An 18,289-nucleotide genomic window follows, 5' to 3' on the forward strand; every position below is an offset into this window, starting at 1 on the left:
CCCCTTCCCGCTGAAAGAGCACCCATGTCCCGCACCGCCAGCACGCCGACCGCGCAGGACTTCGTGCCCTTCGCCACCGCCGCCCTCGACTTCCACCGCGCCCTGAACATCCCCGCCGGCCCTCTCGTCACCTCCCGGGCGGAACTGGATTCGCTGCACGAGCACCTGGTCGCCGTGTTCGAGCTGCTCGACGCACACGCTGTGCGCACCGGCTCACTCGTGCCGATCGAGGGCGACTGCCTGAGTGCCGCGCGCACTCGAATCTGGCAGGCCGCCGACCACCTTCACGCCGCCTACCACTCCGCGCCCCGGCCGGACTCCGGGGAAGTTCCCGACCGCGAGGCGTGCCGTGCCGGGCTCCCTGAGGGCGCACCCGAGCTGACCATCTGCCGCCGCCACCAGGTCGCTGCCCGGCTGGTACGCCGCCGCAGCACCCCGGCTGACCTGCACGGGCCGTTCACCGGCCTCGTCCGCCACTGACCCCATCGGTTCGTCTGGAGAAACGCTCATGCCCCGCACCCGCGCCAGCGCCACGACCCTGTTCGTTCCCCGCAAAGCAACCCGCGCCCAGCAGCGCGCTGCCCGCGCCGGATTCGCCGAAGCCCGCCGCCAGGCCCGCCGCGCCCAAACCCCGCCCAAGCGGGAGGGAGAGGAGGGCCTCGACCCGGAGCTGCGGCCGACCTACCAGCCCCCGGGGCGCCCCGGTCCGGCCTCCGCCCGCGGCGGGAAGCTCCGCTTGCCCGCCCACCGCATGACGACCGCCACCGTCTCCGGGGCCTACCCCTTCCTCGCCGAAGGCGGCCTCGGTGCCGAGGGGATCTTCATCGGCCGGGACGTCCATGCCGAGGCGGCGTTCTGCTACGACCCTTTCTCGCTGTACTCCAGCGGTAGGATCGAGGGCTTCACCAACCCGAACGTCGTGTTGGCCGGGATTATCGGCATGGGCAAGTCCGCGCTGGCCAAGTCCATTGCCACCCGGGCTGTGGCCCACGGATACAAGGTGTACGTCCCCTGTGACCCGAAGGGCGAATGGACCGGCGTCGCCGAGGCGTTGGGCGGCTACACCATCGCCCTCGGCCCCGGCCTGCCCGGCCGGCTGAACCCCCTGGACGCACCCGCCAAACCCGAGGCGGTCAGCGAGACCGACTGGGCCACCGAGACCCGCAAACGCCGACTGCTCCTGCTGGCGGGCCTGGCCCGCACCGTCCTGGCACGCGACCTGCTGCCAATGGAGCACACCGCGCTCGACCTCGCCCTCGACGTGGTCGTGGCCCAGGCCGAGGCGTCCGGCACCGTGCCGCTGCTCGGCGAGATCGCCCACGTCCTCGGCTCACCCGCACGCCTCGACCACGCGCTCGGCGACCACGCCGGACACATGGGCACCGCAGCTCAGGACCTCGCCCACGCCCTGCGCCGCCTCGTCCACGGAGACCTCAGCGGCATGTTCGACGCGCCGTCGACCGTGGCCTTCGACCCTGCGGCGCCGATGCTGTCCATCGACCTGTCCCGCCTCGGCGGCTCCGGCGACGACACCGCCCTGGTCCTCGCCATGACCTGCGCGTCGGCGTGGATGGAAGCCGCCCTCGCCGACCCCGACGGCGGCAGGCGCTGGGTCATCTACGACGAAGCCTGGCGCGTGATGCGGCACGTCGGCCTGCTGGAGCGCATGCAGTCGCAGTGGAAACTCTCCCGCGGTCTGGGCATCGCCAACCTGATGGTCATCCACCGCCTCAGCGACCTGCTGTCCGCGGGCGACGCCGGCTCACGCGGCCGGGTGCTCGCCGAGGGCCTGCTCGCCGACTGCTCCACCCGCATCATCTACCGCCAGGAACCCGACCAGCTCACCGCCGCAGCCAGCCTGCTCGGCCTGACCGGCGTCGAAACCCAGGCCGTCTCCGCCCTGACCAAGGGCCGGGGCCTGTGGAAAGTCGCAGGCCGGAGCTTCATTACCCAGCACCTGCTCCACCCAGCAGAGCGGCAGTTGTTCGACACCGACGCCCGGATGCGCTGAATCCCACGTGAGTTCACTCCAACTGAAGCATTGTCACTGCCGCTTCGTCCTTTTGAGGTGCGTCGATGAGTCTATGTGGAGTCGTGGGTTCGGGGACCTTGGCCCTCAGGGCCGAGCTCGGCGTCAAGGCGGATGGCCCAATCGGCATCTGCGAGTTCTCCCGCGACAAGGACGTCGCGCCAGTCCAGCTTCGCGAGCTCGACGGCCTGGCGGAATTTTGTGATGTCGCCCCGGGCGAACAGGACGATCGCGGCGCGGATGCGCTCGCTGCGCAATTCCTCGTTGGCGTAGCCAGCAGCGTCCGGGAGTGCGTTGAGGATGCGCAGGATCTCCGGCGCGGAGCCGGGTTCGGGAAAGTCGCGTCGGATGCGCCGTTCGAGTCTTGTGCTGCCTGTCATGTGCCCGCCCTCACGAGGTATCCGTTCCTGCTGTCCGCCGGCGTCAATCTACCGGGTGGGGAGGGGGCGTTCGGGGGCTGTGGTGTAGCGCAGGGCGGCGTCGATGCCGAGGCCGAAGAAGTCGCAGAGCCGGCGGACGTCTCCGCCGGTGGCGTGGATCTCCTGGAGGATCCGGTCGTCGCGGAGGGCCCGGGGTGTGACGTCCAGGGTCGTCCAGGGGAACTGTGTGCCGACGGGTCTGGTGCGCGGCGCGGTTTTCCGGCTGATGAACAGGTGCGGGTTGAGCGTGTTCGGCCAGGTCCGTGCGCGGTGGTCGAGATAGGCGGTCAGGCGGCTCTTGACGGGACCGGCGAGCGGGATGGTTCGGTGCGCGAGGGTGAGCTTGCCGTCGGTGATGTCGGTGAGGGTGAGGGCCTGGATCTGTGGGCCGGTCAGAGCGTGGAAGGCCACCAGGGCGACGGCCAGTGCGGACGCGGCGTCGGGCGAGTTGAGGCCGTCGCGGATCTTCTGGGTGTCCAGGGGCAGCGGGATAGTCGTGTTGGTCGGGGTGGGACTCATCGCGCGGGTCGGGTTGGTGAAGATGCGCTTGTTGGCCTTGAGCACGGTGAACAGCGAGCGCAGGCCCTGCTCGGCGAAGAGCCGCGTCGCGCCCCTGACAGGCAGGGCCTTGCGCACGTCGTGCGTGGTGATCTCGGCGAAGGACTCGTGCCCCTGGGCAGCCCATGCTTGCCAGATGGGGGCCATGCCGAGGATGTGCATGTGGATGGTCTGCACGTGTCGGGGCCGTCGCCTGGGGACCTGGTCACTGCCTTGGAGCATGGTGTCGAACCAGAGCTGCAGCTGATCGGCCATACCGGTGGGCAGGCCGGCCGTGTGCCGGGCGAAGTACCGCTCGACCGCCAGGATGCGGTCGTCTTCCAGGACTCCGGCGGCGTCGAGGATCTCCAGGGTCGACACCACGGTGGCGCCGTAGCGGGCGCTGGCCAGGACATCACTGGCACGGATCTTCGCACCGGGGGTCTCCTGGAGCACCTCCAGGAGCTTGATGGTGTGGGCGACGCCGTTGATCAGGCGCTTGCTCCAGCTGTGCCGGGCGGAATGCTCGCGCAGGGCCTGGTTGCAGTAGCGCAGCAGTGGCGAGTCCTGGGTCAGCGCCCGTTTCTTCACCGCTCCCTGGTGGGGCGGCATGCGGAACAGCAAGAGCTGGCGCCAGCCGACGATGGTCAGCGCAGGCGCGGGCGTCTGGAGCCGGCGTTGCTGTCGCTCCTTGGCTATGCGCCGGCGTTTGGCGCCTGTCACGTCGTACTGGTTGTTGGCCAGGTAGAGCTGCTGCCCGTGGCGGTTGGCCTGGCCGAGGTCGACAGCGCGGCCGATCTCCTGGACGCGGCGAGCGTTTTCCCAGCACAGGCGGCACGCCCCCTCGCCGTTGATCGCGCTGGTGCGGTCGCAGTAGAGGCATCCGCCCACGGGGTAGTGCTGACGCCACCAGCGGCAGGTCCAGCACAGCCAGCTGTTGCCCCGGTAGACGCCGAAGGCCAGGCATCCGACGCACGAGCCCGGATACAACGGCGCCCCGGGATGACACCGCTCGCACAGGCCCTGGCTGAAGTAGGCCGGCGATCCGCAGGCCCGGCACGGCGGGGCGTCGAACGGCCCCCCGGGCAGGCACGCATAGCACAGGTCGACGCGCGGTTTGGTCCAGGCCACGCGGTTGACCTGGCACGCAGCGCACTTGGACGGAGGAGGGGTGCTCATAGCGGGGGCGCTGAACGGTTGGGCCCGAAGCGGGGAGCGACGGGTGCGATCGAGTGCGCCGTCGCGGCCTGCTGCTCAGTCGGTCGTTTCGCCGCCACCTTGTCCGGTTCGCGGATCAGCAGCGCGGAGGGGTCACAGTCCAAGATGGCGCAGATCACGTCCAGTTCGTCGAGGCGGACGACGTTGGGGGTGCCGGTCCACAGCTGGGACATCTTGCCCGCGCTGATCTCCACGCCTGCTTCGGCGAGCAGTCGCCGCATCTCGGTCGACTTCCAGATGCCGCGCTCGGCCGCCTTCATCCGCAGGTTCCACTGCATGTCGTCATTCCTCCTCGAAGCGGGCTTCCAGCCGCCGGTTGGCATGCGTCCAGGCACGCTCGATGTGATCGCTGCGGACGTGTAATGGTGACGTCGGGTATTGAAACTCCCGGAATGCCCTTCAATTCGATCCGTTGAGAAGCGGCGATAGAGCCTCGTGTAGATCTTCGAGCTGGCGGTAGTGGAGGGCGGTCATCCCGGCTTCGCGGGCCGCTGTGACATTGGCTTCGGTGTCGTCGATGAACAAGCAGCGGTCGATCGCCGCGTCGAGACGCTCGGCAGCGGTGCGGTAGACACGAAGATCGGGTTTCGCGACGCCGATGCGCGCGGTGTTCACGACGGCATCGGCGAGGTCGGCGAGTCCTTGGCGTTCCAGGTCCCACTCCAACCGGGTGGTTGCGTTGGAGACCAGGGCGACGGACGCGACCTCGCGTACTTTCTCGAGCAGCGCGACGACTTCTTGATCGACGATGGGCTGGAGGGCGGACCAGGCCCCCACCGACGCATCCGCTCGTTCCTTTGATCCGTGGTGGGCGGCGAGGTCGGCGGCGACCAGCGTTCGCCACTGCTCGTCGGTGATCTGCCCGGTGATGGCCGGGTGCAGGCGGGCTGGTGCAAACGCTGCGGCTGCGAGTGCGCCGATGGGAAGTCCGTGTTCTTGCTCCAGCTCGTCCGCGGCCGGCCAATGGCGAATCACGCCGTCGATGTCGCAGAGCACGGCGTCGTAGGGCAGAAGAGGCATGTCACTCCTGGGTGCTGGTTCGGTCGCTGACCTCGGCGGCGTAGGCGGCCCAGTCGCCGGCGGCGGCTCGCTGCCATTTGACGGCGACAGTGATGTCGAGGCCGAGGGTGCGGGCGAGGACTGCTGCGGGCAGCTCGGTGGCGAGCTGGAACAGGGCGGTCGAGCGGGCTTCGGCGAGCCGAATGCCGAGGTTGCGGAGCCGTTCGCCCATGGCCCAGGCACTGATCGGGCGGCCGGGCTGGCCGCCGGGAAAGAGCCAGGGAGAGTCTGTGCGGCCGAGGACGGCATGGCTGCGTCGGACTTCGACTTGCTGCAGGGCCAGTTGGGCGACGGGCTCTGGTAGCTCGACCGGGACGGCGCCGAGGCGGATGCGGACGGTTCCGTCCCTCTCCTCGACGTCCTTGACGGTGAGCCGGGAGATCGCGGCGGGCCACTGGGCATAAAGGAGCAACAGCAGGCCGGCGAGGCGGTCTTCGGGCTTGAGGGTGTGGTCGTGCAACAAGCGTCGGGCGGTGGCCCAGCGGGCTTCGTCGTCCATCGGCTGGGTGGGGCCGTTCCATCGTTCGGCGGGGAAGCTGAGGTCGCGAGTGATCTTCTGGGCGAGGGTCCAGCGCACGAAGTGGCCTGCCTCCCGGCGCAGGCGGATGTCGTCGCTGGTCATCCAGCGTTCAAGGTGGGACTGTCGGCAAGTGACCAGGGTCAGGTTCTGCCCTTCCAGCCAGTCCAGGAGATAGACGGCCGCCCGCAGGTGCTGTCGCGCGACGGTGAGCTGGTAGTGGGTGATCTCTTTGCCGCGGCTGCGTCGGCGGAGCCGGCGCAGGAGGTGCCAGGTTGCGTACCGGTGCAGAATTTTCCGGCCCTCGATGGTCACATGCGAGGCGACGAGGTCCTTCACGTGCCGTTCGAGGCGGACCATCTGCTCGTCCCGGGCGGGCAGGACGTCGGTAGCGACGAGGACGCTGCGGATGTGCTCGACGACCTTGCCCTCGGGGAGTTCGTCCAGGGCCCTGTGGGTCAGGGGGCGGCGGCCGGAGCCGAGATCGGACAGGACGGTGGCGACGATGCCGCCTGCCAGCCAGCGCATGGCGGTGGCCGTGCGTTCAGTGCTGGCCAGAGCGTCGTGAAGAGGCTGCAGCTTCGGCGGTATGGCGCCGGTGCCATCGGCGAGGAGTTCGTGCAGCCGCTGTCTGAGCGTGCAGCGACGACAGGGCCCCGGAGCACGGAGTCGTTCGGCCTGCCCGCAGGTGGGGCAGGGGTGCCAGAGCTCGGTATCCGGTTCGGTGCAGGGCCCGCAGACGGGGGCATCGGCGGTGCCGGAGTGGACGCCGCGGACACGTCCGCAGGCGGTGCAGCGGGCTTGGCGTTGGAAGCAGCCGCGACAACGGGGCAGGCCGGTGAGCTTCGAGAGCATGCCGGGTGCGGTGCGGCCGCAGATGGAGCAGACCACGATAGGCAGGGGGCAGCAGTTGGGGCGCTGAGGACCCTCGGGGGTGCGGGTTTGCACTCGCCGTCGCTCGCGGCAGCTGATGCAGACTTCGGCATTCGCGGGGTCGGTGATCAGGCAGTTCGGACACAGCGGTCGCCCCTGGTCGTCGCGGGTGGCCGGCTCGCGCCGGGCTCCGCAGCGTACGCATTGTTCGATGCGGGACTTGGCGATGCAGTTGCGGCAGACTCGCTGTCCGTCGAGCGGCTTGTCGATGCGGACCACGCGCTGGCAGCGAGGGCAGGCGGGCCGGACGATCCCCGCGACACCGGCCTCGTGCAGCAGGTCGACGAACTTCAAGATGGCGCGATGCGGCGCTCGATAGCCCTCTCGGGTCAGCAGGCGAGGGTTCTCCTCCAGGGCCCAGACCACTCGCTGACGATAGTGGGGACGGTGCGGTGCCGTCCGGCGGAGGGCCTCGGCGACCACGTCACGGTTGGCGCCCGGAGCAATCGTGGCGATCAGCTCGTGGACGACCGTGACGGGATCCCGGTCGTCGGTGTCGGGACACATCTTGCAGCGTGGCAGGCCCTTGCGGTCTCGGAAGCCGACGCGTCGGACGTTTCCGCAGGCGGTGCACTCGGCGGTCTCCTGCCCGCAGACCCCGCAGTACCAGTCCCTGCCTTTGCGTTGGAGAGTCCGCAGCTTCTTGCCGCACTCCGCGCAGACCGGCGACACGGTCGCCGAGGCGCCGGCCTTGCGGAGCTCGATGAGCAGATCGCCGATGGCCCGGGGCGCCGGGGACCGGCCGTCGCTCAGGACTGCGGGCCGTGTCTCCAGGGCCTTGGCCAGCTGCCGTGACTTCGCGCGGCCGCCCGCGACCGCGGTGACCACGGCCCGAATCGTCTCGGCGCTGAGTTGCTTCTCGACGTCGGAGACGAGGTCCGTGATCAAGCCGACCGGGTCGGTGACGGCGCGATCGGGCTGGCCAGCCATGGTCATGACCGGTCAACACCTCTGATCCGAGCCCGCTTTGGCCGCAGTCCGCCGAGTCCCTCCGCATCGGGTGCCAAGCCGCCGGCAGCTGCCTTCTTCGGCTTCTTCACGGTCCCGGCCGCCGCGATGGGCTCGATGAGGTCGTCCATGGTGCAGTCGAGGATGTCGAGCAGGGCCATGAGGATCTTCAGGCTCAGTCGCTCGGGTCGCTCGACGACGAGCCGGTAGACCTGACTGGAGGACAGGGCGATGCCGCGTTCGGCGAGCGGAGCGAGGAGGTCGGTGGTGGAGAACATCCCGCGGTCGGCCATGACTTTGCGCAGGTGCCAGTGGTAGTCGAGCTTGGCGGCCATCGCCGGATCCCTCCTGTCAGGCCCCGGCGAACGCCGGGGCCAGTGCCTTGTGCAGGGAAGTGTTCATGAAGTCGTCGCTGACGTGCGTGTAGATGGCCAGGGAGCTGTCGCACTCGTGGCCGACCTGCTGCTGGATGAAGCGCCGGTCCACCCCGTCCTCGGTCAGATGCGTGGCGTATGAGTGGCGAAGTCCGTGCGGGGTCAACGCTTTGGGCAGCTGCAGGGCGTCCCGGTATGCCTCGAACCGGTCGTTGATCGAGCCGGGCTGCAGGCGGCCCCCGCGCTCGGTGATCCACAGAGCCGGATGATCCGGGAATCCGAAGCGCGGGCGGACGTTCTCGACGTAGTCGGCGACCGCCTCGACGGCCCAGTCCATCACCGACAACATGTTCCGCCGCCGCGGCGGCTGCCCCTTCTTCGCCTTGCCGTAGCGGACGTTGAGCGTGCCGTACCGGCCGAACTGCCCAGCCTGCGGATTGCGGCCGAAGTCGACCACATCGAGCTTGGACGTCTCGGTCCGGCGCAGCCCCCACCCGTAGATCACCTTGAAGAGGGTGGCGTCACGGTAGGCCGCCAGGGCGCCCTTGCGTTTCGCCCGAACCGCGCGATCGACCTGGTCGTCGGCGTAGTCGAGGAAGAGCTGCAGCTCTTCCCGCGTGAAGGGCCTCGCCTCCGGGTCGCCCTCGTAATCCTGCAGGTGAGGCAGGGTATTCCACTCGTGACAGATCGCCACCGGGAAGGTTTCGAAGGCTTCCTCGCATGCCGGACCCCAGCCGTAGCGGGCGTCAATGAGGAGCTCGGTGAACAGCCGGACAGTGCCCTGGTAACTGCGAACCGTGGACGGCGCCAAGTGCTTCTCGCTCGTCAGCGACGCCGACCATTCGTCCAGGTGGGCCGGCGTCCATCGCCACGGGTACTCGTTCGTGAAGTCCAGGAACCGGCGGATCAGCCGTTCCCTCGGGTCGATCGTCTCGTCCTTCAGCCCCCGCAACTTCTGCTGAGCACGCCAGCCCCGCAGCATCGCGTCGAACATCGCGTCCTCGGGACGCAGCTGGACCAGCCCGGAGACGAGCTCCATATGGGCCGCCCCGGCCAGGGCCACCTTGCGCTGATGCACCACTCCAGACCATCCCTTCTGGAGGGCAAATCATGCATCAGAAGGGATCTATTCGGCAACACCCCTGCTCAGAAGGCCAGTTTGTAGGCTCCACGAACTCCTTCCGATTCCCGTCGCGACCAGGCGACCTGCGACTTCTCGCCCGTCTGATGCAATTCCCGAGGGTTCGTCGGCGGACCCGGTTATCGGAACCTGCGGAATGCCTTTGCCGGCCGGCTCCGGCAATGGTGCGGTCTCCTCGGGCGGGCTGGCGGCAGCCGGCCCGAGGAATCCCGGGTGGGTTGGGCCTCCGAGGTGGGTTCGGCGTCGGCCGGTCCGGTCGGTCAGCTACGGGGCGGGAACCTCCCTGATGAGGCGCGAGGTCCAGTCGCACCAGGCCGCACCGGGCAGGAAGGCGCCGCCAGCTTCGTCGAGGTGGTCTTCGACGTACGGGATGGTCGCATCGCAGACTTCGAATGCCTGGTCGAAGAACTCCGTGGTGTCGGGGTTGGCGTGGAAGCTCCAGCGCGGGTTGTAGGTGGCTGTCCGCTTGACGATCCGCGTGAACAGGTGGGGGCGGTCGGCGGTCTCCCCGCTGACGAGTTCCCGGGCATGCTCGATGTCCCCGGGCTTGGTCAGCTTGACGACGAACTGCTCGCGCGTGATGTCCGTCATCACGAAGTACGCGGGGCCCTCGGCGGCGGCGCGCACGGACTGGTTGTCGGGGCTGTCGGCCTGAGAGGGCTGCGCCGTAGCGAAAGCCAGCAGGCCGACAGCGGCCAGGCCGGCCGCCTTGGTGAACACGCGTCGCATGTGGGTTCTCTCCTCGTTCACGGGCGTCGTGCACATCACGACTGACCACGAGAAGCATTGAATCAGTTACTAGGAGTAATCGTGATCATGTCGGGGCTCGCGTCGCAGATGACGTCCGCCAACCTGCAATCAGGGACCGGGCTGATGGGATCAGCGACGGCTGAGATCAGCGTCGTCGCACGACGCAGTCCACAGTGGGCCGCTCGAAATCCGCGTGAACTCAAAGATGGCCGCCCGCGCATTACCGATGTGGCTGTCGGTCAGGTTCGCCGCAGCCACGAACAGGGCGACCAGATTAACGATCCGTTGCTCGAAATCCTTGACGTCGCGCTGCGTCGGCAGCGTACGAGCCGGCGAGATGTTCCGGATGACTGCCAGTGCCATCAGTTCAGCGAGACAACGACTGAGTCGAGATTTCCGGCAGACCTTCAGGATTTCCGACGAACCATCAAACTCCGCCACCCAGAACAGGCATCCCGCGCCACCTGGCCCGCAGCCCACTCCCACTGCCCCGGCCCTGAACGAACTCGGCGGCCTACAGACAACCCGGCACCGCAGCAGAAGGAGCCGACCCGTGTTCCCCCATCCCGACTTCGACCTCTACGACAACACCGGACGCACCACCGAGCAGATCAACGCCGCCAACACCGACGCTCCCACATGCGACGACCTGCGCCACTGGTCGGTTAAGGAGGGCTCCGTACCCGACCCGGTCGGGCCCGCCATCACCGCCTGGACCGATCGCCTGCACGCCGCCGAGCACAGCGAGGTCGCCCAACTGCTCCTCCTCGCCACGACTGACCCGAACGGCGTGCTCCCCCGGCTCCACGAGTTCCTCGAAGCCGCCGCCGACAAGCTCCAGCAGGCGGGCGCCAGCGAAGCTGCTACTCAGTTGACCGGCATCGTCACCCGCCTGGGCGAACTCGACCAGGACCTCTACGACACGGCGGTGGACGCCTGGGAGGACATCAACACCGCGCAAAGCCGCGCCACCACCGCCACCAGCGCCTCTCCCGCCGTCGGCGCTCGAGCCACCACCGCTGCTCCGCCCTCGAACTACGAGCCCGCGGCGCCCCTGCCGCTGCCCCGCCCGGATCACCCCCACCGCCGCTGAACCGCAGATCAGGATGGATCCGCCATGCCCTACACCCGCAGACACCGGGCCGCCCGCGCCCGCTCATCCGCCCCCTCGAATCCCCATTGGACCCGCCATGCCCGCACCCGATCCGAACGCGCCCCTCCTCCACCCGGCGCCGCCCCGCCAGGACCAGGCCCGTGGCCGGCTGCGGGACTTCAGCGACGCCCTCGCCCGCCGGCTCTCCGGCTCATGGTCCGCGGCAACCGACGACTACTTCGCCTACAGCCCGACCCACGTCCACGTGATGGACAGGCTGTGGGACCACGGCCATGCCGAGTGGGCACTGCAGGACGTCCTCCACGAGGAGGCCGCTCTGCTGGACGGCCCCAGCGGTGAACTCTTCGTCGTCCTCGCACACCCGCAGCACCGCGGGCAGTTCGTGGTGGCCGCCCTCGCGCCGCCCGGAATCGACGGCTCGCTGCGCACCGACCACACGCCCAACGGCATCGCCGTACCCGGCGACCCGGTCCGGGCGGCGGCTGACATCGAACGCCGCCTGCTGCCCCGCTATCAGCAAGCCGTCGAAGCGGTGCGCGTCCCCGCGCTGCGCGAAGCGAACCGTCTCGCACAGGAGGCCCTCGCCGACTGGGACGCGATCTCGGACTCCCGCTGCGACGCCGCGGGCATGCCTCTGGACGAAGACGCCTACGGCATCCGGCAAGCACAGCGCGACGCCGAAGCCTGGCAGCCCTTCGAGACGTTCCTCTTCCACGGCCCTGCCGCGATCGGCCACGCGAAAGCCGCTCTGACCGCGCTTGCGCTGCCTGCCTCCACCGCCGACCGGTGGAGCTACCAGTTGCGGGCACTGACCGGCGCCCTGACCGAGGGCATCCGCATCCGCGACGACTGGGAGTCCCGCCTGGCCGCCGTGCTCAACCAGCAGGTCGGCCCGGACCGCTGGGTCGCCTTCAACGACGGCCTCGACGAGCGCAACGCCGAGGGCTGGCACGCGATGACCGTCTTCATCGACCACGGCCCCGTACTGCACGCCATCGACAACGCCGAACGGGAGCGCGCCGAGTTCGCCGCTGTCCGGGTCGCCGCCGCGCGGGCACGGTCCACCGCCGCAATGCCCGCGTCCAGGCCCGGTCGCCGACCGCCGACGCCCGAGACACCCTCGTCGCCCCCCGGGCCTCCGGCACGGCCGCACACCCCTGGCCGCTGACTTCCCCCTGCGTCGGCTCCCTTCGCCACGAGGGCCGAACCGCCATGTACCAAAACCCTGAACCAGCCCGTCAGCAGCCCGATGCGCGCAGGCCGACGGACGTTGGTCTCCAGGACTTCGCCGCAGCGATGGCGGCGCGGCTGCCGGGACGGGACATGCGGGTCCTCGATCTCGCCCTGGACGCCGCACTCGCTGACGGCCTTATCACCGAGTCCCGGACGGGCCAAACCGTCGATACGCCGGATCCTCGACTCCGCACCGTCTCCCAGGCTTTCCACTCGGCGCGGCATCGCACCGTGGCGCCTGGGGCGACCGACCAGAAAGGAGGCCCCGATATGCAGCCCGATCAGATCGCGGTCACCATCACCCGGCAGGGCACCCGGGTCACCGCCCGCACCAGCGGCCCGCCCGCCCAGGAAGACGCCGCAGGCGCCTTCGGCCCGGAGCACGGCTACGCCCACCTCACCGCCCCGCTGCGGCAGCGCGGCCTGGTGTGCACCGTCGAGTACGGCCTCAGCGACTACATCGTCCACGCCGAACTCCCCGACGGCAGCGCCCTGACCATCTCCCCGCCTCAGGAACCGCCCGCCGACCACCCGCCGGGCCACCCGGGAAGCTGGCTGGTCACCCGGAGCAGCCCATACAACACCGCGGTGCACGAAGTGCTCTACAACTCCGAGCCTGGCGGGCCGCACGCCGAGAACGGCGGCAGCGCCGCCCCGCTCCTGGCCGCCATCGATGTCCTCCTGGACCAGCTCGGCCTACCCTCAGCAGCGCCGTCTTCCGCCCTTGAACCCCTCAACGCCGCCGACGCCGTCCTCCACCGCGCGGGCTTCGTCTCCGAAGTGACCCACCACGGGCGCTTCCACCACCTGCCCGCCGGCATGACCGACCCGGTCGAGCAGCGCCGCGCGGTGACCAGGGCCGTGGACATGCTGGGCGCCGAGGGCTTCGCCTACGCCGTCGAGGCCGACCTGCTCGACAACAGCCAGCCGGTCGGCACTCATCACGAGATGAGCCTCGGCGACCAGCTCGGCCACCTCACCCAGGCCATCTCCCGAGCCGGCCACACCAGCCAAGCCGTCGCGGTGCTCAGCGAGCTGACCGCCCCCGGCGACGGCGTCCTGGACCGCCTCACCGAAGCCCTCGACGCCACAGCCGACTGGTGGGAAGGACTCGGCGAGGAAACCGATCCCCTCTACGCCGCGCGCCTTCGCCGCATCAACCAGCACATCAGCGTCTCCGTGCTGGAAATCCAGAATCTGCGCAACACCCTGGCCGACCGCCACACCGCGCACCCCGGGCACGCCCAGCCCGACCCGGTACCCGCGCAGGAGCCCCGCGTCGCTGCCGCGCTGGCGTTCTCGCCGTTCGCGCGGCGAAGCCGTCCAGCTCCAACCCCCGCCATTCCTGCCGCCACGGCCGCCCCGCCTGCTGCCCGGCCCGAGCGCACTCGCTGAACCGCCTCACCCACCTGTCGCCACCACCGCCCCTGACCTGGAGAGACACCCCCTCATGATCCGCACCCGCAGACCATCCGCCCTCGCTCGCCCCGCCGTCGCTGCCCGCCCTGAACGGATCCGCCATGCCTCCTTCCGAAAACCCGCTCCCCGATATCGCGGTCGGCCGCCACCCCGACTTCGGCATCGTTGCCACCAACCCCAAACGCCTCGCCGCGAGCGCCTGGATGCTCCGCGGCCTCGACTTCCACCCCGTCCCCGGCCACCCCCACCTGTACGCGCTGGCCGATCAGGAGCGCGACGGACCGGGCCGTGCCATCCGCGCCCTCGCCCTCCTGCGCCGGGCCAACTACCGCGTCGAGGTCGACGCCGAGTTCGACACCTTCCCCGCAGCCCCGGGACCGGTTCCCGCCGCCACCGTGTCCCAGCGTGTCGAGCCCGACGTCGCGTTCGCCGACCATCCCCGGCTCGGCGTCATCGCCGCCACCACCGACGGCGCAGTCGCCGGCGGGCAGCTCCTCGAAGAGCACGGCTGGCGGCGCCACCCCAGCCTGGACATCTACGTGCTGCCACCCGCCACCGGGCGCTACCAGGCGCTCGACCAGGTCGCCCAGGCCACCGTCGCGATGCACCGTGCCGACCTCCACGTGGCCGTGCAGCCGGCCCTCGCCCGGGATGTCACCGCGCGGCGTCCGCCCGCGCCGACCAGGCCGGCGCCCCGGGAACGCAGCCCGGACGCCGCCGAGCGCCGGTTGCCCTCCCTGAGTGCTGCCGCGCTGGCCGCCAGTCCCGTCCGCGCCGACCTGCCCGGCACACCCCCGGTCCCCGAACCCGCCGCCCCCGCCCCGGGCCCCCGGCCGGTGGACACGCGCGTGGCGTTCTCCCGCACCCGCTGACGACTACCGCGAAGGAACAGCTCTCATGGCCGTTGTCGGTACTCCCGGCTATCAGAACGTGCGGAAAGGCGAGTCAGGTAGCTGCGGGGCGGTGAGGCCCGCCCCGGAGCACGTCGGCAGTCATTGCCCATCGTTCGTGGTCCAGCCACGCACCGTTGATGCGCTAAAAACTCCGGGCCCTCCTCGCCTTCGCCCAACACCCCACCACTTCCCGCCACCACCGATAGGAGATCCGCCGTGCCCGACGCACCAGCAGAGCCGTTCATGACGATCCGGCACGCCATCACCGGGGAGATCACCACCACCGGCTACAACGCCGCCGCCCGGCGGATCCTGCTCCAGGACGGCTTCGAAGAGGCTCCAGGCTGCGCCTGCCGAGCGACGGAACCCGGTACGGAGCGGACGCACGGGCCTGCTCGACAGCCAGCGAGCTGCTCGTCGCCGGCCATCCCCTGCCCCTGGACCGAGCCGAGGGTCGGCCGGTGAGCGCCGACGGTACGCCCCGGTTGGCCCGGTCGCCGATGTCGGCACAGTCCGTGATCCGCTCCGCGACCGGCCAGCCTCTCCAGCCCACGCCAACCCCGCCCGTCCCCGTGCCTGTTGAAGGAGCCTCGTTGTGACCACACCCGGACCGCCTACCAGTCCAGCGCGCACCAAGGGCGGCGAACTACGGGCCAAGGTGGCCCGACTGCTGGCCGACCGGCCGGCAGATGCGCTCACCATCGGGGGCATGGCCCGGCAGCTGGGCCACTCCCACGGCGCCGTCCGCAACGCCGCCCTCACCCTGGTGCGACGCGGCGAGGCCGACCAGGGCGGAAGCGGACAGCCGGAGTTCCGTGCGAATGCGAAGACAGCCGCAGCCGCGCAGACCGCTGTGATCAGCCCGCCGGGCACCCACTCTTCCCGCGCTCAGGCGGCCACGGCCCGCACGACCATTCCCGCAGCAGCCACGCCGAAGCAGACCGGCCCGATCCGTCGCGCGGGGGGTCAGCTCTACCACCCCCGGGAGCTGGCCGATCTGCCCGACGTCGAGGCGTTGAACCGCCTGCGCGATGCCGACGTGCCGGTGTTGCTCTACGGCCCTCCGGGCACCGGCAAGACGAGTCTGGTCGAGGCCGCGTTCCCGGACCTGCTCACCGTCGCCGGGGACGGCGACACCACGGTCGGCGACCTGATCGGCGAGTACACGCAAGGAGACAGCGGCGGCTACGTCTTCCAGTACGGTCCGCTGGTCACCGCGATGACCGAGGGCCGCGCCCTGCTGATCGACGATGCCACCTTGATCTCACCGAAGGTGTTGGCGGCGCTGTATCCCGCGATGGACGGGCGCAGGCAGATCCAGGTCAAGGCCCACAAGGGCGAGACCATCAAGGCCGAGCCGGGCTTCTACGTGGTGGCGGGCCACAATCCCGGCGTCCACGGCGCGGTGTTGACGGAGGCGCTCGCGAGCCGGTTCAGCGTGCAGATCCAGATCGGCACCGACTATGACCTCGCCCTGGCGCTGAAGATCGATGCCCGGGTGGTCAGGGTCGCCCGACACCTCGCCCACCAGGTCGAACTCGGCGAGCTAGGCTGGGCCCCCCAGCTGCGAGAGCTGCTCAGCTATCAGAAGACCGAGGCCGTCCTGGGCACCCAGGCCGCGCTCGCGAACCTGGTCGGCATCGCTCCTGCGGAGGATCGCGACGCCGTCGCCGACGCCGTCACGAAGACTGCCGGCGTCAAGAAGATCGCGCCTCTCACCCTCGGCAAGCAGCTCCCCGCCTCGGCCGTCCGGCAGCCCCCGGGCAGCACCGTCTCCGCGCACCAGGGCCGCTCGCGATGAGCGCCCACCACCACGTCCAGTCCCCCGCCACCGCCCGGGACGACGACGTCGATCTCGCGCGCTGGGAGGACGACGGCGCCCCGCCCGCGCAGCCCCGTTCCTCCCCGGCCGCGTGGCTGCGTGTGGGAGCCGAACTCGGCGATCGGCTGGTCGCGCTCTCCGGCCGCCAGGACCTCCTCGTCACCTGCCGTCCCGGCACGCGCAGCGGCGCACCGGCCGCGTTCTTCCCCACCCTCGGCGAGGTCGAGCTCGACGCCGGCCTGTTCGCCCCGCTCCAACCCCACGAGATCCATCCGCGGATCGTGGGGGACGAGGAGCACTATCCGGCCGCCTGGGGGGTGTTCGTCCACGAGGCCGCGCATGCGGCCCACTCCGTGTGGACACCGCCTGCCGGAGCGGACCCCCGTGTCGTCGAGGCCGCGCTCCTGCTGGAGGAGAGCCGTGTCGAAGGCGCACACCTGATCACGCGGCCCACGGACCGCACGTACCTGCGCACCAGTGCCCGGACCCTGGTCATGCCCGACATCGCCCACCCCACCCTCCAGGGCATCGAGCACGCCGCCGGCGTGGCGGCCCTGATCCTCGGCCGCCGTGGCGTCGGCATCCTGGAGGCCGGCGAGACCCGGGCCGTCGCCGATCTGTGCGAAAAGGTGCTGGGCTCAGACCTGCTGGCCACCCTCACCCGCATCTGGAGCGCAGCCCACCAGTGCGCCGACCACGACGCCACGACCATGCTCGCGCACGCTCAACAATGGTGCGACGCTCTGGACGCCGCGGCCCCCGCCCTGCCCGTGCCGGAGAACCTCACCGATCTGCTGTCCGGCGCCGTGGGGGTCGTCATGGACAGTGCGGCCGCCACCGACGCCGCCGACCTCGCGGCACAGGCCGCAGCGGCCAACGCCACGGCCGCGCAGTCCAAGGCGCAGGCTCAGGACCGCGCCCAGCGGGCCGGCCAGCGACGCAAAGCCGCAGCCACCGCCAAGAGCGTCTTCAACACCCGTGGCACCACCGTCAACCCCGACGGCACACCGGCGCCCTACGGCAACCCGGTCACCGGCACCCGCAGGCCCACCGCCGCCGAGCAGAGCGCCGCCGCGCGCCTGAGCCGCGCCCTGCGTGCCGCCGCCTACCGCGAGCGGACCGAGGAGCGGACCACCAGCCCCACCCCGCCCGGCCGCCTCAACATGCGCGCGGCCCTCGCCCGCGACGCTCAGCGCGCGGCCGGGTCGGTCCCCACCGCGGAACCCTTCACCCACACCCGCCGCCGGAATACCCCCACCCCACCCCTGCGTGTGGGGATCGCCGTCGACGTCTCCGGCTCCATGCGTGCCGCCTGCGCGCCCGTCGCGTCCGCTGCCTGGATCGTGGCACGCGCAGCAGCCCTGACCGACCCCGACTCCCTCACCGCCACCATCGCCTACGACCAGCACCTGACCGCATTGACTCGGCCCACCCACCGGGCACCGGAGCGCGTGACGACGTTCGATGCCAACGGCGGCCACCACAACCTCGGCGACGCCATCGACGCACTCGACCACGGCCTCGAACTCAGCCGCCCCGGCGCCGGCCGCCTCCTCGTGATCGTCACTGACGCCCGGTACGGCAGCGACGAAACCGCTCAAGCCGTCACCCGCGTCAAGCAGCTCACGACCGCCGGCTGCGCCGTACTCCAGCTCACCCTCACCGCGGAGTCCCGTCACCTGCCGGGGACCACCCTGCTGCACCTGACCCAGCCCTCCAGCGCTCCCGCCGCCATCGCCACGGCGGCCACAGACGCTATTCGCAGGACCCGCTGAGACGGCGCAGAGGGCGGAAGCGTCCCCGAGACCACCGCAAAGCACTCCAGACCACCTCCGTCCGCCGCATGAATCGTGCATCTGATGCACGACCCTCCGCAACGACGC

18 protein-coding genes are annotated in these 18,289 nt (G+C 70.4%); 9 read left to right on the forward strand and 9 right to left on the reverse strand.

Features of this window, described 5'->3' with window-relative positions:
- Positions 1 to 24: 24 nt before the first annotated feature.
- On the forward strand, positions 25 to 480 hold the full coding sequence (locus BUE44_RS29310; protein ID WP_073502035.1) for a DUF6238 family protein: 456 nt from the start codon (positions 25 to 27) through the stop codon (positions 478 to 480).
- A 28-nt stretch (positions 481 to 508) separates the two neighbouring features.
- The gene (locus tag BUE44_RS29315) at positions 509 to 2,011 is read left to right on the forward strand and encodes a P-loop NTPase family protein (RefSeq protein WP_073502036.1); all 1,503 of its coding nucleotides are present in this window, start codon (positions 509 to 511) and stop codon (positions 2,009 to 2,011) included.
- 71 nt (positions 2,012 to 2,082) lie between these two features.
- On the opposite strand, the gene BUE44_RS29320 is transcribed toward BUE44_RS29315, so the two are convergent.
- The 9 genes from BUE44_RS29320 to BUE44_RS29360 all read right to left on the reverse strand — a co-directional run bounded on the left by BUE44_RS29320 (position 2,083) and on the right by BUE44_RS29360 (position 10,366).
- Positions 2,083 to 2,409 carry a hypothetical protein gene (locus BUE44_RS29320; protein WP_073502037.1) on the reverse strand — a complete coding sequence of 109 codons (327 nt, stop codon included), beginning with the start codon at positions 2,407 to 2,409 and terminating at the stop codon, positions 2,083 to 2,085.
- 48 nt (positions 2,410 to 2,457) lie between these two features.
- Entirely contained in the window at positions 2,458 to 4,116 is a 1,659-nt protein-coding gene (locus tag BUE44_RS29325) for a hypothetical protein (RefSeq protein WP_200804561.1), read from the reverse strand.
- A gap of 44 nt (positions 4,117 to 4,160) precedes the next feature.
- Entirely contained in the window at positions 4,161 to 4,481 is a 321-nt protein-coding gene (locus BUE44_RS29330) for a helix-turn-helix domain-containing protein (RefSeq protein ID WP_073502039.1), read from the reverse strand.
- A gap of 121 nt (positions 4,482 to 4,602) precedes the next feature.
- Entirely contained in the window at positions 4,603 to 5,223 is a 621-nt protein-coding gene (locus tag BUE44_RS29335; RefSeq protein WP_073502040.1) for an HAD-IA family hydrolase, read from the reverse strand.
- Between the two features lies 1 nt (position 5,224).
- Positions 5,225 to 7,648 carry a hypothetical protein gene (locus BUE44_RS29340; protein ID WP_079190185.1) on the reverse strand — a complete coding sequence of 808 codons (2,424 nt, stop codon included), beginning with the start codon at positions 7,646 to 7,648 and terminating at the stop codon, positions 5,225 to 5,227.
- On the reverse strand, positions 7,645 to 7,995 hold the full coding sequence (locus BUE44_RS29345) for a helix-turn-helix domain-containing protein (protein ID WP_073502041.1): 351 nt from the start codon (positions 7,993 to 7,995) through the stop codon (positions 7,645 to 7,647). Before BUE44_RS29345 ends, BUE44_RS29340 begins: the two co-directional genes overlap by 4 nt.
- Before the next feature lie 16 nt (positions 7,996 to 8,011).
- Complete coding sequence (locus BUE44_RS29350; protein ID WP_079190186.1) at positions 8,012 to 9,115, reverse strand: tyrosine-type recombinase/integrase; 1,104 nt, start codon at positions 9,113 to 9,115, stop codon at positions 8,012 to 8,014.
- Between the two features lie 324 nt (positions 9,116 to 9,439).
- Entirely contained in the window at positions 9,440 to 9,904 is a 465-nt protein-coding gene (locus BUE44_RS29355; protein WP_073502042.1) for a BP74-related protein, read from the reverse strand.
- Positions 9,905 to 10,054: 150 nt separating this feature from the next.
- Positions 10,055 to 10,366, reverse strand: a complete 312-nt coding sequence (locus BUE44_RS29360) for an integrase (RefSeq protein ID WP_143172612.1) — start codon at positions 10,364 to 10,366, stop codon at positions 10,055 to 10,057.
- A 112-nt stretch (positions 10,367 to 10,478) separates the two neighbouring features.
- Here BUE44_RS29360 and BUE44_RS29365 point away from each other — a divergent pair, with 112 nt between their 5' ends.
- The 7 genes from BUE44_RS29365 to BUE44_RS29395 all read left to right on the forward strand — a co-directional run bounded on the left by BUE44_RS29365 (position 10,479) and on the right by BUE44_RS29395 (position 18,181).
- A complete protein-coding gene (locus BUE44_RS29365) occupies positions 10,479 to 11,018 on the forward strand; it encodes a hypothetical protein (protein ID WP_073502044.1) in 540 nt (179 codons plus the stop codon).
- Between the two features lie 97 nt (positions 11,019 to 11,115).
- Positions 11,116 to 12,207: a hypothetical protein gene (locus tag BUE44_RS36115; protein ID WP_079190187.1), complete on the forward strand. Its 1,092-nt coding sequence runs from the start codon at positions 11,116 to 11,118 to the stop codon at positions 12,205 to 12,207.
- A gap of 335 nt (positions 12,208 to 12,542) precedes the next feature.
- Positions 12,543 to 13,667 carry a hypothetical protein gene (locus tag BUE44_RS36770; protein ID WP_073502045.1) on the forward strand — a complete coding sequence of 375 codons (1,125 nt, stop codon included), beginning with the start codon at positions 12,543 to 12,545 and terminating at the stop codon, positions 13,665 to 13,667.
- Between the two features lie 125 nt (positions 13,668 to 13,792).
- Entirely contained in the window at positions 13,793 to 14,563 is a 771-nt protein-coding gene (locus tag BUE44_RS29380; protein WP_073502046.1) for a hypothetical protein, read from the forward strand.
- A gap of 264 nt (positions 14,564 to 14,827) precedes the next feature.
- Positions 14,828 to 15,049 (forward strand): hypothetical protein, encoded by a 222-nt coding sequence (locus BUE44_RS29385; protein ID WP_073502047.1) that lies wholly within the window; start codon positions 14,828 to 14,830, stop codon positions 15,047 to 15,049.
- Between the two features lie 193 nt (positions 15,050 to 15,242).
- Positions 15,243 to 16,385 (forward strand): AAA family ATPase, encoded by a 1,143-nt coding sequence (locus tag BUE44_RS29390; RefSeq protein ID WP_073502048.1) that lies wholly within the window; start codon positions 15,243 to 15,245, stop codon positions 16,383 to 16,385.
- Entirely contained in the window at positions 16,382 to 18,181 is a 1,800-nt protein-coding gene (locus BUE44_RS29395; protein ID WP_073502049.1) for a vWA domain-containing protein, read from the forward strand. The genes BUE44_RS29390 and BUE44_RS29395 overlap by 4 nt, the downstream gene beginning before the upstream one ends.
- Positions 18,182 to 18,289: the final 108 nt, after the last annotated feature.

The organism is Actinacidiphila paucisporea, from assembly GCF_900142575.1.
Taxonomy (GTDB): domain Bacteria; phylum Actinomycetota; class Actinomycetes; order Streptomycetales; family Streptomycetaceae; genus Actinacidiphila; species Actinacidiphila paucisporea.